The sequence below is a fragment of the Moraxella oblonga NBRC 102422 genome (genome assembly GCF_001598275.1).
GTDB lineage: Bacteria > Pseudomonadota > Gammaproteobacteria > Pseudomonadales > Moraxellaceae > Moraxella > Moraxella oblonga.
Genome location: NZ_BCYQ01000019.1, coordinates 29,120 through 50,142, shown reverse-complemented (window position 1 = coordinate 50,142; position 21,023 = coordinate 29,120). Strand labels below are relative to the sequence as shown.

22 protein-coding genes are annotated in these 21,023 nt (G+C 40.5%); 10 read left to right on the top strand and 12 right to left on the bottom strand.

What is annotated here, in order from left to right:
* Positions 1 to 128 precede the first annotated feature (128 nt).
* The gene (locus tag MOB01S_RS06975) at positions 129 to 1,712 is read right to left on the bottom strand and encodes a peptide chain release factor 3 (protein WP_066803025.1); all 1,584 of its coding nucleotides are present in this window, start codon (positions 1,710 to 1,712) and stop codon (positions 129 to 131) included.
* A 104-nt stretch (positions 1,713 to 1,816) separates the two neighbouring features.
* On the opposite strand from MOB01S_RS06975, the gene MOB01S_RS06970 reads away from it, so the two are divergent.
* On the top strand, positions 1,817 to 2,182 hold the full coding sequence (locus tag MOB01S_RS06970) for a diacylglycerol kinase (RefSeq protein ID WP_066803022.1): 366 nt from the start codon (positions 1,817 to 1,819) through the stop codon (positions 2,180 to 2,182).
* A gap of 152 nt (positions 2,183 to 2,334) precedes the next feature.
* On the top strand, positions 2,335 to 2,610 hold the full coding sequence (locus tag MOB01S_RS06965; protein ID WP_066803019.1) for a hypothetical protein: 276 nt from the start codon (positions 2,335 to 2,337) through the stop codon (positions 2,608 to 2,610).
* A 70-nt stretch (positions 2,611 to 2,680) separates the two neighbouring features.
* Here the strand turns inward: MOB01S_RS06965 and MOB01S_RS06960 are convergent, their stop codons facing one another.
* On the bottom strand, positions 2,681 to 3,385 hold the full coding sequence (locus tag MOB01S_RS06960; protein WP_066803017.1) for a hypothetical protein: 705 nt from the start codon (positions 3,383 to 3,385) through the stop codon (positions 2,681 to 2,683).
* Between the two features lie 206 nt (positions 3,386 to 3,591).
* Between MOB01S_RS06960 and polA the strand changes: the two genes are divergently transcribed.
* The 6 genes from polA to MOB01S_RS06930 all read left to right on the top strand — a co-directional run bounded on the left by polA (position 3,592) and on the right by MOB01S_RS06930 (position 11,422).
* A complete protein-coding gene (gene polA, locus MOB01S_RS06955) occupies positions 3,592 to 6,471 on the top strand; it encodes a DNA polymerase I (RefSeq protein ID WP_066803014.1) in 2,880 nt (959 codons plus the stop codon).
* 322 nt (positions 6,472 to 6,793) lie between these two features.
* Positions 6,794 to 7,924: a helix-turn-helix transcriptional regulator gene (locus MOB01S_RS06950; protein ID WP_066803012.1), complete on the top strand. Its 1,131-nt coding sequence runs from the start codon at positions 6,794 to 6,796 to the stop codon at positions 7,922 to 7,924.
* Positions 7,925 to 7,933: 9 nt separating this feature from the next.
* Entirely contained in the window at positions 7,934 to 8,419 is a 486-nt protein-coding gene (locus tag MOB01S_RS06945) for a hypothetical protein (RefSeq protein ID WP_066803009.1), read from the top strand.
* Positions 8,420 to 8,880: 461 nt separating this feature from the next.
* A complete protein-coding gene (gene metX, locus MOB01S_RS06940) occupies positions 8,881 to 10,062 on the top strand; it encodes a homoserine O-succinyltransferase MetX (protein WP_066803006.1) in 1,182 nt (393 codons plus the stop codon).
* 48 nt (positions 10,063 to 10,110) lie between these two features.
* Complete coding sequence (gene metW / locus MOB01S_RS06935) at positions 10,111 to 10,725, top strand: methionine biosynthesis protein MetW (RefSeq protein ID WP_066803005.1); 615 nt, start codon at positions 10,111 to 10,113, stop codon at positions 10,723 to 10,725.
* Between the two features lie 127 nt (positions 10,726 to 10,852).
* Complete coding sequence (locus tag MOB01S_RS06930; RefSeq protein ID WP_066803032.1) at positions 10,853 to 11,422, top strand: tetratricopeptide repeat protein; 570 nt, start codon at positions 10,853 to 10,855, stop codon at positions 11,420 to 11,422.
* An 81-nt stretch (positions 11,423 to 11,503) separates the two neighbouring features.
* Here the strand turns inward: MOB01S_RS06930 and MOB01S_RS06925 are convergent, their stop codons facing one another.
* Positions 11,504 to 12,316, bottom strand: a complete 813-nt coding sequence (locus tag MOB01S_RS06925) for an HpcH/HpaI aldolase/citrate lyase family protein (protein ID WP_066803003.1) — start codon at positions 12,314 to 12,316, stop codon at positions 11,504 to 11,506.
* Between the two features lie 17 nt (positions 12,317 to 12,333).
* Positions 12,334 to 12,819, bottom strand: a complete 486-nt coding sequence (locus tag MOB01S_RS06920) for an FKBP-type peptidyl-prolyl cis-trans isomerase (RefSeq protein WP_066803001.1) — start codon at positions 12,817 to 12,819, stop codon at positions 12,334 to 12,336.
* A 160-nt stretch (positions 12,820 to 12,979) separates the two neighbouring features.
* On the opposite strand from MOB01S_RS06920, the gene MOB01S_RS06915 reads away from it, so the two are divergent.
* The gene (locus MOB01S_RS06915) at positions 12,980 to 13,591 is read left to right on the top strand and encodes a hypothetical protein (RefSeq protein ID WP_157073925.1); all 612 of its coding nucleotides are present in this window, start codon (positions 12,980 to 12,982) and stop codon (positions 13,589 to 13,591) included.
* Between the two features lie 87 nt (positions 13,592 to 13,678).
* Positions 13,679 to 14,326 (top strand): hypothetical protein, encoded by a 648-nt coding sequence (locus MOB01S_RS06910; RefSeq protein ID WP_157073924.1) that lies wholly within the window; start codon positions 13,679 to 13,681, stop codon positions 14,324 to 14,326.
* 102 nt (positions 14,327 to 14,428) lie between these two features.
* Here MOB01S_RS06910 and MOB01S_RS06905 read toward each other — a convergent pair whose 3' ends face one another.
* The 8 genes from MOB01S_RS06905 to ileS all read right to left on the bottom strand — a co-directional run bounded on the left by MOB01S_RS06905 (position 14,429) and on the right by ileS (position 20,988).
* Positions 14,429 to 14,659: a hypothetical protein gene (locus MOB01S_RS06905; RefSeq protein ID WP_066802993.1), complete on the bottom strand. Its 231-nt coding sequence runs from the start codon at positions 14,657 to 14,659 to the stop codon at positions 14,429 to 14,431.
* Positions 14,660 to 14,712: 53 nt separating this feature from the next.
* Positions 14,713 to 15,231, bottom strand: coding sequence for a signal peptidase II (gene lspA / locus MOB01S_RS06900; RefSeq protein ID WP_066802990.1), 519 nt, complete (start codon positions 15,229 to 15,231; stop codon positions 14,713 to 14,715).
* Between the two features lie 106 nt (positions 15,232 to 15,337).
* Positions 15,338 to 15,751, bottom strand: coding sequence for a PIN domain-containing protein (locus MOB01S_RS06895; protein ID WP_066802988.1), 414 nt, complete (start codon positions 15,749 to 15,751; stop codon positions 15,338 to 15,340).
* A complete protein-coding gene (locus MOB01S_RS06890) occupies positions 15,741 to 15,980 on the bottom strand; it encodes a hypothetical protein (RefSeq protein ID WP_066802986.1) in 240 nt (79 codons plus the stop codon). The genes MOB01S_RS06895 and MOB01S_RS06890 overlap by 11 nt, the downstream gene beginning before the upstream one ends.
* Before the next feature lie 56 nt (positions 15,981 to 16,036).
* Positions 16,037 to 16,831, bottom strand: a complete 795-nt coding sequence (locus MOB01S_RS06885; RefSeq protein WP_066802984.1) for a DUF1963 domain-containing protein — start codon at positions 16,829 to 16,831, stop codon at positions 16,037 to 16,039.
* A 56-nt stretch (positions 16,832 to 16,887) separates the two neighbouring features.
* Positions 16,888 to 17,247 (bottom strand): hypothetical protein, encoded by a 360-nt coding sequence (locus MOB01S_RS06880; protein ID WP_066802982.1) that lies wholly within the window; start codon positions 17,245 to 17,247, stop codon positions 16,888 to 16,890.
* A gap of 135 nt (positions 17,248 to 17,382) precedes the next feature.
* Positions 17,383 to 18,078 carry an SMI1/KNR4 family protein gene (locus MOB01S_RS06875; protein WP_169798127.1) on the bottom strand — a complete coding sequence of 232 codons (696 nt, stop codon included), beginning with the start codon at positions 18,076 to 18,078 and terminating at the stop codon, positions 17,383 to 17,385.
* A 96-nt stretch (positions 18,079 to 18,174) separates the two neighbouring features.
* Complete coding sequence (gene ileS / locus MOB01S_RS06870; protein WP_066802976.1) at positions 18,175 to 20,988, bottom strand: isoleucine--tRNA ligase; 2,814 nt, start codon at positions 20,986 to 20,988, stop codon at positions 18,175 to 18,177.
* Between the last annotated feature and the right edge of the window lie 35 nt (positions 20,989 to 21,023).

Here is a 21,023-nt window from a genome sequence, read left to right as displayed (position 1 = left end):
GTACAGTCCCAAATAAAATGATTAATAAACTCAAATTTTTTATAACAAAATAAAACAAAAAATCGCTCATCACAAATATAAATGAGCAATTTTTATGATTGTAAGGGTTGTTAATTAACTTTTTTAAATCAATGCTCCCTCGTGCTTCTAAACTCCACCTCAGGATACCGCTCCTGCATTAACTGCAAATTGACACGGCTTGGGGCAAGGTAGGTTAAATAACCACCGCCATCAAGTGAGAGTTGGTCGTGGGCTTTTTTCTTAAATTTTTCAAAAGCGACTTTATCATCGCAATGCACCCAGCGGACGGTGGCAATAGAAATTGGCTCAAAGGCACATTGCACCTTGTATTCTTCCAAAAGACGATGAGCCACCACTTCAAACTGCAAAACACCCACCGCCCCCAAAATCAGGTCGTTGTTGATTTGAGGCATAAAGACTTGGGTTGCCCCTTCTTCGGATAATTGCTGTAAGCCTTTTTGCAGTTGCTTGGATTTTAGTGGGTCTTTTAGCACCACACGGCGAAACAGTTCTGGGGCAAAGTGCGGAATGCCTGTAAAATTAAGGGTTTCGCCACTGGTGAAACTGTCGCCAATCTGAATTGTGCCGTGATTGTGCAAGCCAATAATGTCGCCAGCATACGCCTCTTCAAGGCTTTCACGGTCGCCTGCCAAAAACATCAACGCATCTGACACTCGCACTTCTTTGCCAATACGAATATGGTTTAATTTCATACCTTTTTCATACTTGCCAGAACAAATACGCATAAAGGCAACACGGTCTCGGTGTTTGGGGTCCATATTGGCTTGGATTTTAAAGACAAAGCCTGTGAAATTTGGCTCGTCCGCCTTGACCACTCGCTCCACGGCATTGTGGTCTTTGGGGGCTGGGGCGTATTTGGTTAGGGTGTCTAGCACCATATCCACGCCAAAATTACCCAAAGCCGTCCCAAACAGTACAGGCGTTTGCTTGCCTGCCAAGAACTCATCAATGTCCCAATCGCCAAATGCCATTTCGGCAAGCTCCACCCCTTCCAAAAACTCATTCCACAAAAGCTCGCCCAGTCGCCCCTTAATCTCATCGTGGTCGTAGCCATCAAGCGTTTCAATCTCGGTTAATTGTGTGCCAAAGCCCTTTTTATACAGATAAGTTTTGTTATCAAAAAAGTTGTACACCCCCACAAAATCTTGCCCCATACCAATGGGATAACAAAACGGCACGCATTTGATTTTTAGCACGCTTTCAATTTCATCTAAGAGGGCAAGCGGATTTTGGATTTCACGGTCAAGTTTATTGACAAAACTGATGATGGGCGTATCACGCATACGGCAGACTTCCATCAGTTTAATCGTCCGCTCTTCCACACCCTTTGCCCCATCAATGACCATCAAGGCACTATCAACGGCGGTCAAGGTGCGATAAGTATCTTCTGAAAAGTCAGCGTGTCCGGGGGTGTCAAGTAGGTTTACCATACAGTCGCCATAAGGAAACTGCATCACAGAGGTGGTAATAGAAATGCCCCGCTCCTGCTCCATACTCATCCAGTCAGAGGTGGCGTGTTTGTCGGTTTTACGGCTTTTGACCTCGCCTGCGGTCAAGATTGCCTTGCCCCACAAAAGGAGCTTTTCGGTCATTGTGGTTTTACCTGCGTCAGGGTGGCTGATGATGGCGAATGTACGGCGTTTGGCGATTTCTTGGTGGAGTTTTTTCATAACGATACTAAATATAAAGACAACATCGCCCTATTTTAACAGATTTTACCAAAAAGAGCTAAAATGCTATAATATTTTCCCCCACAACCGACACAGCTTACACCATGTCCGCATTCAATAAAACCACAGGCTTAAAACGCATTATTAAAACTTTATCTTATTCTAAGGACGGCTTTAAGGTTGCCTTAAAAGAACCTGCCATTTTTCAATTGATGATGGTACATCTACCCTTAATTGTATTGGCGTTGTGGCTTGATTTTACTTTGGCGGTAAAGATGATTTTGGTATTTGGCTCATTTTTATCCTTGATTGTAGAATTTTTTAACACCGCCCTAGAAGCTGCCGTAGACCACACTTCTATGGAGATTCACCCTCTCGCCAAAATCGCCAAAGATGTCGGCTCATCAGCTCAAGTTGTGGCACTGATTTTGGTCGTGATATTATGGGGCATGGCGATATTTGGTGGTTAAATACATAAAAACCGCCCACACCCACAAACCCAACCAAAATAAAAAAAGATGTTACAATTTATTACACACTCCTAAAATTTATGTCAGAATACATTTGTATAATACCATGACAATTTTGTGGTATTTTTATTTTTTAATTTTTGGGTAATTTTATGAAAACTCATTTTGGTATCATTGCGATTTTTTGCACTTCTTTGTCTGCTTGCCTCACCGTTCAAGACAATTCCATCAATATCCCTGTACCTGTTGTGGTTGATGTCGTTCCTAACACCATACATGTCTGTAAAATCACGCCTTTTACTGATACTTACCAAGCTGAAAATACCAGTCGTGGACGGGCATTTTTGGACGTAAAAAAACAATGCACCGCAAATCTACATGAGATGTTTTGTGCTGATGAAAAAATTACGTGCACTGAGTATAAATAACAAAAAAACCCCAAAATTGGGGTTTTGTTTTTAAGACAACAAGTAGCAGTTAATGATTTAGAGTTGTTGATTAGGAGTGAAGGTTTGGTGTTACGATGATATTTTTTTCTTTGCTGGCTGCATCGGATACTTCTTTGATTGCCTTGAGGTTGGCCTCTACCATTGGCATGAGTGCAGAATATTGAGGCTCGCTGATGTGTTTTGGTACGAGTTTTTCTGTTTTGACAGTGCCTAGCAATTTGCCATGATTGTCTGCATCATAAAACTGATATTCACAAAAGGCATAAAAAGTTTTGCCAGTGGGATTATGTGCCAATGTCAATGTTGAAATATCCTTGTTATAATAATCGGACACAACAGGCAGAGCAAGGATTTTATCAAATTCACCATTTAAAAACCACTCACGCACCTCTTGATGTTCGGCAGAGATGTGTTTGACCAAAAAGTCGGTGGAAATCGCCCCATTGGATTGTTTGTCATAATGCGTTCTGACACCACCACCCAAAATCATCGCTGATGAAACCAATAAAACAACAGGGCTAATCCACTTAACCGCCGTCATCAATATGCCAAATTGGGTTTCTTTGGCACTTCCTGCCCCTGCCGATACAATCAACTCTGGATTAAACCAACAAACATAAGCCAAAATAGCAGCGACAATGGCAACAACAGCAGTAATCGCTGTTTGTTTGATATTCACTTTTGAATAAAACAGTTCAGGGTGACCAAAAAAGTAAGTGGCGACATCACGATGTTCATCATTGTTTTGGCTCATACGACATTCCTTAAAACATATGTTCATTATTACAATATAACAAAACTGGCTTTTTTGCAATAGCCAATGGGATTTTTTATCAAAAAAAAACCTAATTCATTGATAAATATGATGATTTTTTAAAATAAATTCAAAAACTCAAAAACAGCTCCCTAAGGCTTATCAATTTGGGTATAATAATCCAAATTTTTACCACCAAAACCTCCATGACTCATACTCCAAACCTTGCCACCTTTGACACCACCCACATTGACCGCACTCGTCCGCCTGTGATATTGGTGGACGGCTCATATTATTTGTTTCGCTGTTTTCATGGACTGCCACCTTTATCCAACAAGGACGGTCTGCCCACCAATGCCATTCGTGGCGTGCTAAATGCCCTAAACAAGCTGATAAACAAATACAACCCCACTCACATGGCGGTCGCCTTTGACACCAAAGCCCCAACCTTTCGCCATGAATTGTCGGAGGCATACAAAGCCCATCGCCCACCGATGGATGAGGATTTAAGGGTACAAATTCCCTACATTCACCAGATGATTGAAAAATTGGGCATACCGCTTATCAAAATTGACGGCTATGAAGCGGACGACATCATCGGCACACTTGCTTATACCGCCTGCACGCACGGCTACCCTGTCATCATCTCCACAGGTGATAAGGACATGGCACAGCTTGTCAACGACTGTGTGATTTTAGAGGATAGCTTCAAGGACAAAATCACGGACGCACAAGGCGTGTTTGACAAGTTTGGTGTACACACCACCCAAATCGCCGATTACCTCACCTTGATGGGCGACAGTGTAGACGGCATCGCAGGCATTCCCAAAGTTGGGGCAAAGACCGCCAGTAAATTACTCACCGACTATGGCGATATTGATGGCATTTTGGCAAATATAGCAGACATCAAAGGCGTGGTTGGCAAAAATTTGGCAGACCATGCCCACACCATTCCCCTAAATCGCACGCTTGCTACCATTGTTACCAATTTAACTTTACCCATTTCTTTTGATGAATTAAAACTAGACAACAGTCAAACTGCAACCATTGGGCGAGCCAACGCATTGTATGAACTATTTAAAGAATTAGAATTTAAAAAAGAAATGGCACAGCAATCGGCTTTATTAAAAATGGCGGATTTGCCAACGACTGATGATTTATTTGATAACGCCAATGATGAATTCAATAATTCTTTTGGTCATGAATCAAATAATCACGATGAATTAGTTGTCAAACCCTTACTTATTCAACCTACCAATTATCGCACCATTGATAATGCCACTGATTTTTTAAATCTCATCACCCATTTAAAGACAAGTTCACATTTTGCCATTGATACCGAAACTACTGATGTTGATTGGCAAAAGGCGGATTTGGTAGGTATTAGTATCTCCACCCACAATTATAATGGCTACTATATTCCTGTTGGGCATACAGGGGATTTTAATCTATTGTTAGATAATCAATTGGACATTAATTTTGTTTTAAATGAATTAAAACCAATTTTAGAAAATCAAAGTATCGGTAAAATCGGTCAGCATATTAAATACGACAGTCATATTTTTAAAAAATATGGCATTGATTTGACAAATTGGCACATGGATACCATGCTAGCCAGTTATGTCATCAACAGCACCGCCACACGGCACAATATGGACGATTTGGCAAATCATTATCTGGGTGTCAAAACCACCACCTTTGAGGAAGTCGCTGGCAAGGGGGCAAAACAAATCACGTTTGATAAAGTGGAAATTGAAAAGGCAAGTCAATATGCCTGTGAAGATGCGGACATTACTTATCGGTTATTTAGCGTATTTTTTGAATATTTACAAAAAGACCAAAATACCAAACAATTATTGGAACGATTAGAAATTCCCACCGCCCAAATCCTCGCTCAAATGGAGCATGATGGTATCTTGATTAAGAGTGAATTTTTGGGCAAATTGTCTTCTGTTTTTGACAATCAAATCAGCATTTTGGAACAAAAAGCCTTTGAGTTGGCAGGCGAGAGCTTTAACCTTGCCAGCCCCAAACAGCTTGGTGAGATTTTGTTTGGTAAACTGGGCATATCAGGAGGCAAAAAAACCAAAACAGGGCAATATTCCACCTCCGAGGCAACCCTTGCCAAGATAGACCACCCGCTTGTGGAGGTCGTGCTAGAACATAGAAGTCTCTCCAAACTCAAAAGCACCTATACAGACGCACTCATCAAGGCATGCGACAAAGAAGGGCGTGTGCATACCAGCTACCATCAAGCCCTGACAAGCACAGGGCGACTGTCGTCATCTGACCCCAACTTACAAAATATCCCCATTCGCACCGACACAGGACGACTCATTCGTCAAGCCTTTGTCGCACCACAGGGGCGAGTCATATTGGCGGCGGACTATTCGCAGATAGAACTACGACTGATGGCACATTTTAGTGGTGATGAAAGTCTAATTGGTGCCTTTAATAACAATCTAGACATTCACACCGCCACCGCCAGCGAGATTATGGGTAAACCTTTATCAGAAGTAACAGCCAACGAAAGACGCTCGGCAAAGGCGGTAAACTTTGGACTGCTCTATGGTATGGGGGTGTTTGGGCTTGCCAAACAGCTTGGCGTGAGCAATGAAGTTGCCAAAGACTACATCAAACGCTACTTTGCCCGCTATCCTAGCATCAATGACTACATGGAAAACACCAAAACACAAGCCAAAGAGAAGGGTTATGTAACCACCATTTTGGGTCGCAAACTCTACGCCCCTGACATCAACTCATCAAATGCCATGATAAGGCAAGGGGCGGAACGAGCCAGTATCAATGCTCCCCTACAAGGCTCAGCTGCCGAGATTATCAAACTTGCAATGATTGCGGTGGATAAGATTTTACCAAAGGACAATGCCAAACTACTCCTACAAGTACATGATGAATTGGTGTTTGAGGTAGACGAGGACAAGGCGGACGAGATTGGCAAACTCATCAAAACCGCCATGCAAAATGTGCTGACCAATACCGCCAAAGATTTGGGTTGGACGGTGGATTTTGCCGTACCACTTTTGGTAGAGATTGGTGTGGGGGCGAATTGGGACGAGGCTCACTAGAACAACTATCTCAGGGCAATCATACTATACACACCCCCAAATACCCCTCTCTCAACTAACACCCTAAGGCACTTGAAATAAAACGATAGAACCCAACCCTAAGTTTTAACACAAAATAATTTGGGAGCAAGATAGAAACTTATGTCACTTGTCCAATCACATGATTGGAAAGTTTTTGGTTTACAGTGTTTGTGTGCAGATTAACAAATAACTTGGCAACCCACCTTTAAGGTTTAAGATGATTTTAAGTTGAGAGTGGAGTTCAGTATATTTTTACCAAAAAAACTTGCGAAATTGTGCAAACTAGTATAGAATGCAAACTATGAAAAATGACATATCACATTATCGCTCACCTGGACAAGCCTTAACCCAACTTTTACAAGATAAAGGTTGGACTGGGCGTGTGCTAGCAGGAATTTTACAGATAGATGAATCTGGTGTCAATCGTCTTTTGCAAGATAAGAAGTCAATTACACCTACATTGGCATTAACATTAGAAGATTTACTTCAAGTTTCTGCTGAAGAATTGTTGATTCTACAAAGCAAGCATGAACTGGCTAAAGCAAGACTTAAAGCCATGCCTGACCCACAGCTTGAACATAGAGCCAAATTATTTAGTCAACTACCTATTGTGGATATGATTAATAGGTCTTGGCTAGATGTAGAAAATAAGAAAGATTTTAATAGAATTGAGGTGGAACTAAAAAAATTATTCAGAGTTGAAACATTGGATGAAATTCTTAGCCCCATCGCTCATAGTGCAAAAAAAACAAATGCAACAAATTTGGCAGAACCCACACAATTAGCTTGGATAAATCATGTCAAGAGGATTGCTGAAGAAATGATTGTTGCTCCTTATTCTGAATCCAAAGGCAAAGCAGCAGTTGCTGAATTGAAAAATCTATTGTATTCAGCGGAAGAAATCAGAAAAGTCCCCAGAATTTTATCTGAACATGGCATTAGGTTTGTTATTGTGGAGCATTTGAAGGGTTCAAAAATGGATGGCGTTTGCCTTTGGTTGGATGACAATTCTCCTGTAATTGGAATGTCGCTAAGATTTGACAGAATTGATAATTTTTGGTTTGTTTTGCGACATGAATTGGAGCATGTACTACAAGGACATGGTAAGGACTGTCCAAAAGTTGATAATGACTTGCAACTTGAAGTAATGGACATCGAGGAAGAGATTGCCAATCAAGCTTCTATCAATTTTGCCATCTCAGAGCAGAAAATGAATAGTTTTATTGCTAGAAAAACTCCATTTTTCTCAGAAGCTCACATTATTGGATTCTCAGAAGCCACAAAGGTGCATCCAGGTATTATTGCGGGCAAATTACAACATCATACTAAAAAATATAATATTTTTAGAAAGCATTTAGTTCCAATTCGGCACATCATTTCTCCATCCGCTACGGTTGATGGATGGGGAGATGTTTATCCTTTAGAAAACTGAGGAGGTTTTATGAGTCAAAAACATGACTTTCAGAAAGTCATTAGACAATACAAGCGAGAAACAGGCAAAACAGAAGTCGAGATGATTGAGGTTGCAAGGTATGCGGTAGGCAAACTTGGTTATAAGCTTCCTCAGCCTACCGACCCTCTTGAGGCTCTCGCTAAAAAGTTCGCAACAGCCGCTAGAGAGGAAACAAGAACTGACAAAAATACAGGTTTACCATATAGAGCAAACCATGCTGTACCCAGAGAGGGAAAGCAATATCCGATATGGGTTGATATAGATGAAGCTCCGAGACCTCTTATACAGAAATCCTTTCAGAAAAGAAGGGAGGCGATTGTTGGCGATACCTATCAACTCTCTTTGGATATCGACCATTGGAATAGTACTAATTCAAGCGAAGAACCCATTGTTATCCCAATGGATTTTACAGAAGATGTTGAAGAGAAGAAGTTAGCTGCCTTGAAACAAAATCAAGATGATGATGTGGCATAAATAAAAAAATGACTTGGAAAGCTACCAACTAACCAAGCCATTTTGGAGTAAAATACTGCTACCAACAGGATTTTACTGTTTAGTTCTCTATCCGCTAAACACAGACAAATAACTAATGTTAAGCAAGCTACTATTTTACATCAAAAGTTGTATGTTTGTCCATAGGTTAAGTGATAGCAACTCCACATTTTAGGAGATTGTAGTTATGAAAACTATGATTTGCAACAAATGCGGTCAGACTTGTGGCGTAATGTTTAGGCGTTATATCACAAAGAAAGACGGTACAGTGGTTTACCCAAAGACAGGTAAATGCTTTCCAATTCCTGACTGTTCATGCAATAAAAAATAGAATTACAATTTTGTTTGCTTAAAAATAAAAAGGGTGTTGCCCTTTTTATTTTTACTCCTTAACTCCCCAAAAACCCTTAAAATTACCCCTTTTAATAAACCATTTTACAACAATGACGGACACCCAGACCCCACACCCAAGCCTTGACCCCAGATCGGTAGGCATCGTTACACCCCAAACCCTACATTTTAATACACCCTTGACCTTAGAATGTGAGCAAGTTTTACCATCATTTGATCTTGTGATTGAGACTTATGGCACATTAAATGCTGACAAATCCAATGCCATCTTGATTTGCCATGCCCTATCAGGCAGTCATCATGCCGCAGGTTATCATAGTGAAAATGACACCAAAGCAGGTTGGTGGGATAACTTTATTGGTAATGGCAAGGCAATAGACACCACAAAATTTTTTGTTGTATGTCTTAACAACATCGGTTCATGTCATGGCTCAACAGGTCCAACCACGATTAATCCTACCACAGGCGAGATTTGGGGGGCAGATTTTCCACTCATCACCATCAAAGACTGGGTCAAAACCCAAGTCATGCTCTCTGACCGCTTGGGCATAGATAAATGGCACGCCATCGTTGGTGGAAGCATGGGCGGTATGCAAGCATTGCAATGGTCGGTGGATTATCCTGACCGCCTCTCTCGTGCTGTCATCATCGCAAGCACCCCCAAACTCTCCGCCCAAAACATCGCCTTTAACGAAGTGGCTCGCCAGTCTATCCTATCTGATCCTGATTTTTGTGATGGTTGGTATCTTAAACATGGTACATATCCCAAACGAGGCTTGATTTTGGCTCGCATGGTAGGACACATTACTTACATCACCGAAGAGGCGATGAAAGCCAAATTTGGGCGAGACCTAAAATCAGGCAAATTCATGTATGGTTTTGATGTAGAATTTGAAGTAGAAAGCTATCTGCGTTATCAAGGTGAACGATTTAGCAAAAATTTTGATGCCAATACTTATCTGCTCATGACCAAAGCACTTGATTATTTTGACCCCACCAGAGGCTATACATCTGATGATTTGGGCGAAGAAGAGGCTCTAAAACAAACGCTTGCTCGCACTCAATGCCAATTTTTAATCGTATCTTTCACAACAGATTGGCGTTTTAGTCCAGAGCGTTCGGTAGAGATTGTGGATGCACTCATGGCAAATAACAAACCTGTCAGCTTTGTCAATATAGACGCACCACATGGGCATGATTCGTTTTTGTTTGACATTCCTCGTTATACTCAGGCGGTACGCAACTTTTTGACCGCTCCGTTTTTGGGGAAGTAAGTCATAAATAGCATTTGTGATTTGAATTTAATTTTTGAGAAATTTAACATGAAAATTGATTACGAACTTGCTCATTCTTGGATAACCAAAAACAGTAAAGTGCTTGATTTGGGCTGTGGAGACGGAGAACTGCTTGCTTATTTACAACGCACGCTAAACGTTACTGGCTATGGGTTAGAAATTGATAACGAACGGATTAACCTTGCCATCACCAAAGGTGTAAACGTCATTGAGCAAGATTTGAATGACGGCTTGGCTCGTTTTGCTGACAACAGTTTTGACACAGTGGTGATGATGCGTGCCTTACAAGCGGTCAAAAACCCCCAAACTCTACTGCTTGATATGCTTCGTGTTGCCAAATTTGGCATTGTAACTTTTCCAAACTTCGCCTATTGGCAAAACCGCATCTCGCTTGGCATCAAAGGCATCATGCCGATGAGTGAAACCCTGCCAAACCAATGGTACGACACTCCAAATATACATCTGTGTACATTTAAGGATTTTGAACGGTTGTGCCACGAAAATCGCATTCGTATCTTGGATAGTGTAGCAATCAGCGACAACCCAAACCCCAAAATTCCCAACTTTATCCGTGAAAAAGTTGTTAAAAAAGCCCCCAATCTGTTGGCAGATGTGGCGATTTATCGCATTTGTAAAGACTAAGGATTGTTGTTTTATATGATATCATTACCCAAACATCTCAACTTGGTATAAAAATTGCATACATCTAAACATTCAACAGCTATTTTATACCGTTGATGATTTTGACAACGAAGGATTTATCATGACAATGAAAATCATAGCATTAGCGACAGCTTTATTATTCACCAACCTCACTTATGCCAATATTCAAACTCATACCGCCCCCACTGCTCGTTATGACCTTATGGACATAAATCGTCTCATTAACGAAGCCAGTAACGAAAATCACCATGCCCAGTTTTTCCTAGCCAAACGCCTCCAAAAGGGCGAAGGTGTCGCCAAAGACGCAGACAAGGCAGTCTATTGGTACACTCGTGCTGCCGAAAAAAATATCGCCCCTGCCCAGCTCAATCTTGGCATCATGTATTTGCGTGGTGAAGGTGTAGAAGCAGACATGGATACGGGTCGTAAATGGCTTGAACGAGCAGCCCATTTGGGCGATAACCGAGCCAGTTACGCTCTGGCAATGATTGATGAAAAACAGCAACGCCTGATTGATGCCTATAAATGGTATGATTTATCAAGCCGAGATGGCATGCTTGACCAAAACATCAAACACAAAGCCCAAGCCAAAATCGGTCAGCTTGCTCTCAACCTATCATCTAGCGATATTGAAAAAGCCAAAATGAATGCCGATGATTGGTTTACCATTAAATAAATCAGCAACCATTAAAAATACGCCAGTTGGGTTTTGTTTAACCCAACCCTACCTTTAAGTAAAAATTAACACAAGATTGGTTTATTGCAACGGCATAAAACTTGCCACATAATCTTTTGCCCAATTTATCACAGGCAAGTCCACCATTTGACCATCAATAGCAAAGACAACTTCGCCTGTACTTTGATGATGTGCCGTGATTTTTTGGGCAAATGCCAACCGATTTTTATCCAATCTTAGTAAATGGAGCATTTTAACTTGTTTGGGGTGAATAAGAAGTTGTCCACCCATGCCAAAATCCTGCCAATGTTTGACATACCTCTTAAAACCGCCATCATCATCAAAATCAGGATAAACACTCTCAATCGGTGAGTTTAATCCATTAACTGCCGAATGTAACAAAAGCTCGGTACGCACTTTATCAAACAACACTTGTGCAGATGGCGTACTGACACTCACACCAAGCGATGTCGCCAAATCCAAACAGCCATAACTCAACCCCCAAATGCCAGATTGAGCAATATTTGGGACATTTAGTACGCCATTAGCACATTCTATCATTGCCAAAATGGGTTTATTGGTAAAATTGGTTAATTTTTGTACATCATCAGCATTTTGTACTTTGGGTAATACCACCCCAAAAAATGGCAAATCTAGCAGTGCCACATCAGCCATAAAATCAGCATGACGCACACCTACAATGCGTAACCAAATTTTATCAAATGATGTCCAATCCCATTCTTGACAAAATGCCTGTAAAGATTGATAAAGCTCATTTTTATCAGAGTCAAATACCGCATCTTCTAGGTCTATGATGACATTATCTACGCCTGTGGCGACTGCTTTGGCGACACGGTCTAGGCGAGTGGCAGGCACAAATAAAAAATTTTGCATGGCGTTACCATTTGACCCTAAACAAATCTAAGCTGACTTTCGCCTTTTGGTGTTACCTTAAAAATCTGTACTTTAAACAGCACGTCCTGCCCTGCCAATGGGTGGTTAAAATCCACCTTAACTTCATCATCCGTTACTTCACAAATCACGCCAGCAAGTGTATTTTTACCCTTGTCAGCAAATTCCATCATCATACCCACCACAGGATTGGGTTCGGACAAGCTAAACTTGGCACGAGCAAAGGTCTGGACATTTTCTGCGTTCCATTCGCCAAAGGCTTGTTCGGGTGGTAGATGGGCGGTACGAGTATCGCCTGCTTTTAGGTTAATGAGCACTTGCTCAAACCCTGCCAACAAACTTTCATCACCTATGGTGAGGCTCACAGGCTTATCTCTCCCAAAAGTGCTATCAATCACCGTGCCGTTGGGCAAACTCACCTCAAAATGTAGTAGAACCGTGCTACCATCTGTGATACGAATCTCTTCGCTGGGTAAAATATTCATAGATTTTCCAAAAAAATAACCGCTAGTTTATCATAAGTTATGGTGATTACAAAATTTCTCACGGCTTGACAGATAGAGCGATTTTGTTGTACAATCAAAGAACGGTTATTTACTTAAACTCAATCTCAAACGGAGAAAGTTATGACAGCTACCAAAAAATTTGGCTTGGCTTGGCTTGGCTTGGCTTGGCTTGGCTTGGAGTTCGCAGGCATTCGCAGGTGATTGGACTCCCCTACTCAAATCGATGAAAAACGGTTGTGCCATGCACGACATCACCACAGGCAACAACGCCCTAAATATTCCTGCCAATCTCAAAAAAGACATCGTCTCAAACAAACGCAGTGGCGAACACTCCACCATCACTCTCAAAAATGCCACCGCTTTTGGCAAATCCATCACCAAAATTCAAGCCAAACTGCCCGATACTTCTGAATTATCTTCTGTCAAAGTGTATTTTGCGGACGGCAATTTTACCAACATTCGCTCCCAATTCTCGGTAGAACTTGGCGATAAAAAATACCCTGCCAATAAATACGGCATTTGGAGTTTGAACGACAGCTATGTTGCCACCGCCATTAACGAAGCCAAATTCAAACAGCTCCAACAGCACGCTAAAGCCCACGATGGCGACTACGGCTCAGGCGTGGTTAGTGTGTTGCAAATCAACCAAAAAGGCTGGCGACTGGGTACAGTTGATGAAATGGATGGTGGCACTCGCACCACGTCATTGACTTTTGACAGCACCAACAAAACCATTGAATGCGTGTTTTAATGGCGAATGAGTATTTTAAAGCGGAAAATCTGGACAATCGTGCTGATTTTCCGCTTTTGTTGTTAATGAATGAAAGGATTATTTGTTATGAAAACGATGTTTAAAACCATCATGGCGGTTGGTGTTGGCTTATATTTTGGCATGGTTACACCCACTCATGCACAAAATTATTTAAAAACCAAACAGTTGCCAGATGGATTGTATGACACCAGCACATTTAAAAACCAAGTCGTAAATGGTCTAAAAATAGACGACTGTATGCCTACTGCTGATGACAACGAAAAATCAATGTTTGGCGGGCAAGAATTGGTGGGACATCATCACAATGTTTGCACCGATAAACTGAGCAAACAGTTGTTGAAAATCATGGAGACGACCAAGCCCAATTTTGCCAATGAGTACATTTTTACCACAATCACCGTCAAAACCATTCATGGCAACACCCATTTTGCCTACGCACTGCTCGACCCCAAAAACAAACGTGTGATTGGCTTGCCAGAAATCTACACCACCAGCGATAACAAAAAACCTAAATTTAGTCCTTCACCGAGCAAAACCACCGTTTGCACCCCACCGCAAACAAAAAGCAAACACAGTGTACGCATCAATGTCCCCACTCGTGATGAAGTGATTGATGAGAGTTATGCACCCAATAAATTGCAGTGTATCGCTTTTGAAAAAGGGCGTTTTTATAGCCCAAACAAAGAAATGTATATGAAAAATTTTGAAAAATAGATGTTACATTTATCAAAAACCCAACCTTAAATCATGGGGTTGGGTTTTGCATTGGCATTATTGGGTGATTTGCCCACTTTTTATTAAAAGTAAATAGCAAAACTATTCAGCACTTTTATTCAATAACTCATCTTGCTCCCACTTTTTAGCAAATGCTTCTCGTGCAATTTTATCCATTTCTTCAATGCTGAAAGATTTACCTTTTGCGTACTTTTGATATTTTTCCGATAATTCATAAATATCGGAACAATCCACTTCTTTTTGTAGAATTGTTTTCGGCTTTATTAAATTTTCAATAAACTCTTTAAAATTGACATTATGATTTTTTTTCATAGTCAATCACATCTTGTTCATTGATATTATCAAAAGTTAGTGTATAGCTCATTTTAGCCTCTTCTCTTTTCCAAAAATACCATATCAAGCACAATCAGTCCCATACCAATCACAATGCCAATATCCGCCACATTAAACACAGGATAATGCCACACATTGGCATAATGAATATGGATAAAATCAATCACATAGCCATATAAAAAGCGGTCAATGACATTACCAATCGCCCCACCCAAAACAAAGGCAAGCCCCAATGCTAAGACTTTGGCATTTTTTGGGATTTTTCTTAAATACGCCATAATAAATGCCGATACGCCAATCCCTAAAAGGGCAAAAAAATACTTTTGCCAACCGCCTTGATTGGCAAGAAAACTAAATGCCGCCCCACGATTATAAGCCAGCGTCCAATTTAATATTGGCTCTATGACAGGCACAGAAGTGTATTCTACTTTGAGCCAGCTTTGAAAGCTAATTTTGCTAACTTGGTCAAAAACTAAAACAATCAAGCCAATGATATAATAAACAAAGGCGGATTTGCCGTTTAATTCTGATTTGGGGGTGTTTTGGGTCATAATTTATTTCTTAAAAGGTTAATTGTTGGGTTTCTTTATAATAATTTATTGCTATTTAGAGATAAATTGCCATTTTCTCTAAAAAGCCGTATTAAATAATGGTGTTTTATAGATTAAAAGGATTAACAATGGTTAATTGATTATCAATTATTTGACCATTTGCCATATCCTCAGAGTATAAAATTGTAACACCTGATTTTAAGGCGGTGGCAATAATCAAACTATCCCAATAAGAATACTGATAGCGATTTTTTATATTTAGGGCTTTGATAACAAGGTCGCTACTAATATCCATTACCTTAAATACTTCTGAAAAACCTTGAACGGATAAGAATAACTCGTCAGGCGTAATCAATTTCTTTTTAAAAACCACATTGCAAAATTCATTTAAAACTTGCGTACTGATAACAACATTAATATTTTTTAACAGGGATTGGGAAATTTGTTTTTTGTATGGGTCATCGCCAATAGAATACAATAAAATGTTACTGTCTATAAAATAACTTGAATTAACACTCATACAATTCTTCTCGGTTAAATTTAAAATCTGGTGGCAATTTTGCTTGTACGGTGGCAAAAATATTGTCTAAGATAGCAAATTTTTTCTCTTCTTCTGACAAAGGTTTGCTTGGCGTTATATCAAAAGTTGTGCCATTATAAATTAAGGCTACTTTTTCGCCTTGCTTAGCTTTTTGTAAAATTTGTACCATATCATAATTGGCGATTTCGTGAACAGCAATTTCAATCATAAGTTTTCCTATTTAATAAATTGTTGGTTAAGTATAAGGTGCGTAATACGCACCGTTTAATAAAAATCATAATATAAAACCCAATCACCTTTATCATTTCTAGCAAACATTAAACTACCGCTATCAACGACATTAAATTCGGCTTTATCATCGCTTGAAATTTGAAACATAAATTTGCAATCATTTTCAAATTCCACACCTGATTGACAAAAAGATGGATAACCACCAAATTTATGATGATAACAATGATTGTCCCCAACAATATCTTCATAATAATCTAATATATCACAATCATCTTTTTCTTCATCTCGTTCTTCATCATAATCCTCTGCCAATTCACAAATTTCGTCTTCCAAATCACTCGGTACACCACCCCCGTCCCAAAGTGGAAAATCTTGTTCTTTAAAAGAAAAACTTAATGGAAAGGGCGTTGGCATACCTTTTTGTTCATATTCACCTTCATATTCGTATTCATATTCATATTCTACCAATTCATCATTAGCCGTATATTCACGAATTAGCCAACCATTGCCATTTGTGCCTTGATTTTCATAAACTTCTGGAAATTCCTCGCCCATAAAAACCGTAAGCCAAGCAATGTGCTTTAATTCATCAGGCACAAAAGGCAAATTGGGCAAATAAAATTGAGCCAATGGATAAAGGCGATTACCATTATTATCCGTAACTGGTTTGGCTTCATCAGCTTTACATAAAAATACTCGTCCTATCCAATTTTCGGTTTTTTCGCCTGTTGGTTTAAAGCCACCAGTTTGAAATGCGGTAATTGGCTTGGCAAGTTTATTTTGAATTTCAATAATTTTAGCTTGAATAAAATCTGATTTTTCGCTCATTTTTAATTCCTAATTGGGTTAAATAAACGGTGTGTAACAACCACCTTGCAATCAAATTAACAAAACGGCAATTTCATATCCGCAATTTCTTTTGGGATTAATAACCAAGAAGTCCCATCAGATATTTGTTTAGTATGCCAAATCACAACACCTTTGGTATAACGCCACTGCGTTTCATCACAGGGCAAACAAAAAGGCGGTATCCACATCAGCCTAATATCGCCATCGCCTTGCCATTCATTTTCCAAAAATAATTCTTTAACCAGTTGAACATAAGGCTCTGGATTTTCAAGGCATTCATCAGGAGCAAGAGTAAAATTTAAATTATCAATCCATTCATAGGCAATGACCTGAAAATTTTTTAATTCATCAGGCGGATAATCAATCATTTCATTTTTAGCAATAGAATAAGCCATTATCTATTTCCTTGTTTGCCGTGTTTTTTAAGGTTGAGCCATTTCTTATCTTACGAATTACTCTCAATCATTAACACCACATTCTTTTCCAATTTACTCATAATGTTTAAAATTGGATTATCCCAATGAGTTATTTTATTCAAACTCATAAAGCTCAAATGATTGCTCTTGTTTTTCATAAGGGATAAAATCATTGATAATATTATCAAATTCAGTATTATTTAATAATACCCAATAATCGTGATTGTCTTTTTGAAATTCTTTTGTATAAATATTTTTCAAACAATCTACTTGCTCATTAGTTAGATAAGGCGTATGCGTGCGTAATTGTGCCAATAATTTTTCTCTAAAAGTTTCCAATTCGCCATTCTCGCCCACATTGGCAATTTCTAGTAATTTAAAGAATATAAATTCTTGCAAATTTTTTGCGACAAATTCGCTGTCATCATCGTGGCAAATTCTAATAATTTGTGGCTCGCTGTGTTTGTCATTTTCATAATAAAACGCATAATAATCGCCATTGCCACATTCAGCAAAAATTACCAAGCGATTTTGATATTCTGATTTAACATAAAAATCATTTCCATCATCTTGACTTGGTAAAATCTCATCAAGCATTTCAAGAACACCATTTGGTTGGCACATTTCAAATTCATAAGCACACAATAACAATGGCGGATTTTTTAATAAAGTTGGATAAATGTCTTTATGCCAATTTTCCAAACCAAGTTGCCAATCCAACATATTGTCTTTGGCAAGTTGTTTGTACAAACTTGGCAAAGTGATTTGGTAAGTATTTTCTATATACTCAATATATTCAATATAATTCATAATAAGCACTCGTTTGAATAGAAAAATTGACCACTTAAAGTTTTTTAAAACCATAAGGGCAAATTGCCATTTGCCCCTACAATTCCACCAAAACAATTAGGCAAATTTTCGCACTTCCCCTGCCCCAAAGGCATTTTCCACACATCTTGGGCAAAGCTCTGGGTGCTGTGCCACACTTCCCACGCTTGGCAAAATATGCCAACAGCGTACGCATTTTTCGCCAAGTGCAGGGGCGACTTTCACCGCCACATCATCGCCTTTTATCAAATTAACCGCACTTGTAATCAGTACAAAGCGTAATTCATCGCCCAATTTGGCAAGCGTTTGATAAGTGGTCCCATCAGCCGTAATATCAAGGCTTGCCGACAGGCTACTGTTGATGACTTTGTCGGTGCGAGCCTCGTCCATTGCTTTGTTAGCAAGCTCTTTGACCGCCAAAATGGTTTGCCAATCGCTCTCACCAACATCATTTAGGGCAACTTCTGGCAAATCATACCATTCTTTGGTAAAGACATAGCCGTCCGTGCCTTTTAATACTTCCCACGCTTCTTGGGCGGTAAAGGATAGGATTGGAGCAATCCAACGCAGTAGAGCGTGGGCGATATGATAAATGGCAGTCTGTGCCGAACGGCGTGCCTGTCCGTCCGTCTTGCTGGTGTATTGGCGGTCTTTGATAATATCCAAATAAAATCCGCCCAAATCTTGCCCACAAAAGCCTGTAATCAGCTGGCACACTTGCAAAAAGTCCATTTGTGTATAGGCGTTACGAATATCGTTTTGAACCTTGTTTGCCCTGTGGATAATATATTTATCAAGGCTGACCAGTTTATCGGCTGGTACTAGGTCGGCTGTGGGGTCAAAGTCATCGGTATTTGCCAAAAGAAACCGCACGGTGTTACGAATACGCCGATACATATCGCTAACACGGTCAAAGCCTTCTTTACTAACTGCCATTTCATAGCGGTAATCGCTACTTGCCACCCACAAGCGGACAATGTCAATGCCGTATTTCCCCGCAAGCTCGGCAGGTTCAAAGCCTTTGGTATTGCCTTTGGATTTGGAGAGTTTATAGCCTTTTGCGTCCACCGTAAAGCCGTGTGTTAGCACTTGTTTGTAAGGCGGACGACCGTACACGCTTTCGGCAACAAGGAGCGATGATTGAAACCAGCCACGATGTTGGTCAGAGCCTTCAAGGTACAAATCGGCAACAGGAGCAAGTTCAGAACGCTCACCTAGCACCGCAAAATTGGTAGAACCGCTATCAAACCAAACATCTAGCGTATCGGTGGATTTGACATAAGTTTGGGCATCTTGTTCATCAAGAAAATCTGAAATCGGTGCATCAAACCACGCTTCAATTCCGCCCTTTTCAATCACTTGGGCAACTTTTTCAATCAGGGTAGAAGTATTGGGGTGAAGCTCGCCACTGTCTTTGTGCATAAAAAAGGCAATCGGCACACCCCAAGTGCGTTGGCGAGAAATACACCAATCAGGGCGACCATTCATCATTGATTCAATGCGGTTTTGCCCCCACGCTGGTGTCCAAGTTACCTTACTGATGTCAGCCAATGCCTGTTCTCTTAGCCCCTTTGCCTCCATAGAAATAAACCATTGCGGTGTGGCACGAAAGATAATCGGTGTCTTGTGTCGCCAGCAATGCGGATAGCTGTGGCTGATTTTTTTGTGGTCTAATAAATGTCCACTTTCTTGCAAAGTAGCGATAATCTTGGGCTGTGCCTTATAAATATGCTCGCCAACAAAAACCTTTGCTTCGTCCAAATACACGCCATTTCCGCCCACAGGGTTGTCGGTGGGTAGGTTGTAGAGTTTACCGACATTATAATCGTCCACACCGTGAGCAGGGGCGGTATGGACAAGCCCTGTACCGCTATCAGCCGTTACGTGGTCGCCTGTGATAATCGGCACTTGGCGGTCGCTGATGAGTGGGTGCTGGGCATTTAGGGCGGTTAATTCATTGCCCTTAATCGTGGCGATGATTTCTACATTTTCTAAATTGACATTTTTGGCAAAGTCGTCTTTTAGACTTTCGGCAATGATAAAATGTCCTTTTTCGCTTTTAATAATCGCATAATCAAATTCCGCATTGGCACTAATGGCTTGGTTGGCAGGGAGTGTCCAAGGGGTCGTTGTCCAAATCACCGCTTGTAATTTGCTGTCCAAATGGGCAGTTTGTGCCAAATTTTCACGATTAACAATATCAAAACCAACATAAATGGCGTCTGATTGCTTGTTTTCGTATTCTACTTCGGCTTCCGCCAAAGCAGAGCCACAATCCAAACACCAATTGACAGGTTTCATACCACGCACGATATGCCCATTGTCATAAATTTTGCCCAAAGCTCGTACAATGTCCGCCTCGGTTTTAAAATTCATCGTCAAATATGGATTGTCCCAATCGCCTAGCACGCCAAGGCGTTTAAAATCCGCCTTTTGTAGTTCAATCTGGCTTTTGGCATAGTCTCGGCAGGCTTTTCTAAACTGTGTGGCGGTAATCGGCTCGCCGTTTTTGTCATTTTTTGGGGGGTGTCCGATTTTGCCAAACTCGCCCTCCACCTTTTGTTCAATCGGTAAGCCGTGGCAATCCCACCCTGGCACATAGGGAGCGTCATAGCCATCAAGGGTTTTGTATTTGATGATAATGTCTTTTAAGACCTTGTTGACCGTGTGTCCTAGATGAATTTGACCGTTGGCATAAGGAGGGCCATCGTGTAGGATATATTTTTGTCGCCCTGCTCGCTCTTTTCTAATTTGCCCATAGACATCGTCCTTGTACCATTGTTCAAGCCAAATTGGCTCTCGTTTTGCCAAATCGCCTCGCATTGGAAAGGCGGTATCGGCAAGGTTTAGGGTGTTTTTGTAGTCGGTTTGGGGTTGGGCTTGGTCGGTCATTGTCTGGCTCATTGTGCTTAAAATTAAAATGAATA

Coding starts and splice junctions, on each gene's coding strand:
- MOB01S_RS06975 (WP_066803025.1), bottom strand. CDS start 1,712: ATGAAAAAACTCCACCAAGAAATCGCCAAACGCCGTACATTCGCCATC.
- MOB01S_RS06970 (WP_066803022.1), top strand. CDS start 1,817: ATGTCCGCATTCAATAAAACCACAGGCTTAAAACGCATTATTAAAACT.
- MOB01S_RS06965 (WP_066803019.1), top strand. CDS start 2,335: ATGAAAACTCATTTTGGTATCATTGCGATTTTTTGCACTTCTTTGTCT.
- MOB01S_RS06960 (WP_066803017.1), bottom strand. CDS start 3,385: ATGAGCCAAAACAATGATGAACATCGTGATGTCGCCACTTACTTTTTT.
- polA (WP_066803014.1), top strand. CDS start 3,592: ATGACTCATACTCCAAACCTTGCCACCTTTGACACCACCCACATTGAC.
- MOB01S_RS06950 (WP_066803012.1), top strand. CDS start 6,794: ATGAAAAATGACATATCACATTATCGCTCACCTGGACAAGCCTTAACC.
- MOB01S_RS06945 (WP_066803009.1), top strand. CDS start 7,934: ATGAGTCAAAAACATGACTTTCAGAAAGTCATTAGACAATACAAGCGA.
- metX (WP_066803006.1), top strand. CDS start 8,881: ATGACGGACACCCAGACCCCACACCCAAGCCTTGACCCCAGATCGGTA.
- metW (WP_066803005.1), top strand. CDS start 10,111: ATGAAAATTGATTACGAACTTGCTCATTCTTGGATAACCAAAAACAGT.
- MOB01S_RS06930 (WP_066803032.1), top strand. CDS start 10,853: ATGAAAATCATAGCATTAGCGACAGCTTTATTATTCACCAACCTCACT.
- MOB01S_RS06925 (WP_066803003.1), bottom strand. CDS start 12,316: ATGCAAAATTTTTTATTTGTGCCTGCCACTCGCCTAGACCGTGTCGCC.
- MOB01S_RS06920 (WP_066803001.1), bottom strand. CDS start 12,819: ATGAATATTTTACCCAGCGAAGAGATTCGTATCACAGATGGTAGCACG.
- MOB01S_RS06910 (WP_157073924.1), top strand. CDS start 13,679: ATGAAAACGATGTTTAAAACCATCATGGCGGTTGGTGTTGGCTTATAT.
- MOB01S_RS06905 (WP_066802993.1), bottom strand. CDS start 14,659: ATGAAAAAAAATCATAATGTCAATTTTAAAGAGTTTATTGAAAATTTA.
- lspA (WP_066802990.1), bottom strand. CDS start 15,231: ATGACCCAAAACACCCCCAAATCAGAATTAAACGGCAAATCCGCCTTT.
- MOB01S_RS06895 (WP_066802988.1), bottom strand. CDS start 15,751: ATGAGTGTTAATTCAAGTTATTTTATAGACAGTAACATTTTATTGTAT.
- MOB01S_RS06890 (WP_066802986.1), bottom strand. CDS start 15,980: ATGATTGAAATTGCTGTTCACGAAATCGCCAATTATGATATGGTACAA.
- MOB01S_RS06885 (WP_066802984.1), bottom strand. CDS start 16,831: ATGAGCGAAAAATCAGATTTTATTCAAGCTAAAATTATTGAAATTCAA.
- MOB01S_RS06880 (WP_066802982.1), bottom strand. CDS start 17,247: ATGGCTTATTCTATTGCTAAAAATGAAATGATTGATTATCCGCCTGAT.
- MOB01S_RS06875 (WP_169798127.1), bottom strand. CDS start 18,078: ATGAATTATATTGAATATATTGAGTATATAGAAAATACTTACCAAATC.
- ileS (WP_066802976.1), bottom strand. CDS start 20,988: ATGACCGACCAAGCCCAACCCCAAACCGACTACAAAAACACCCTAAAC.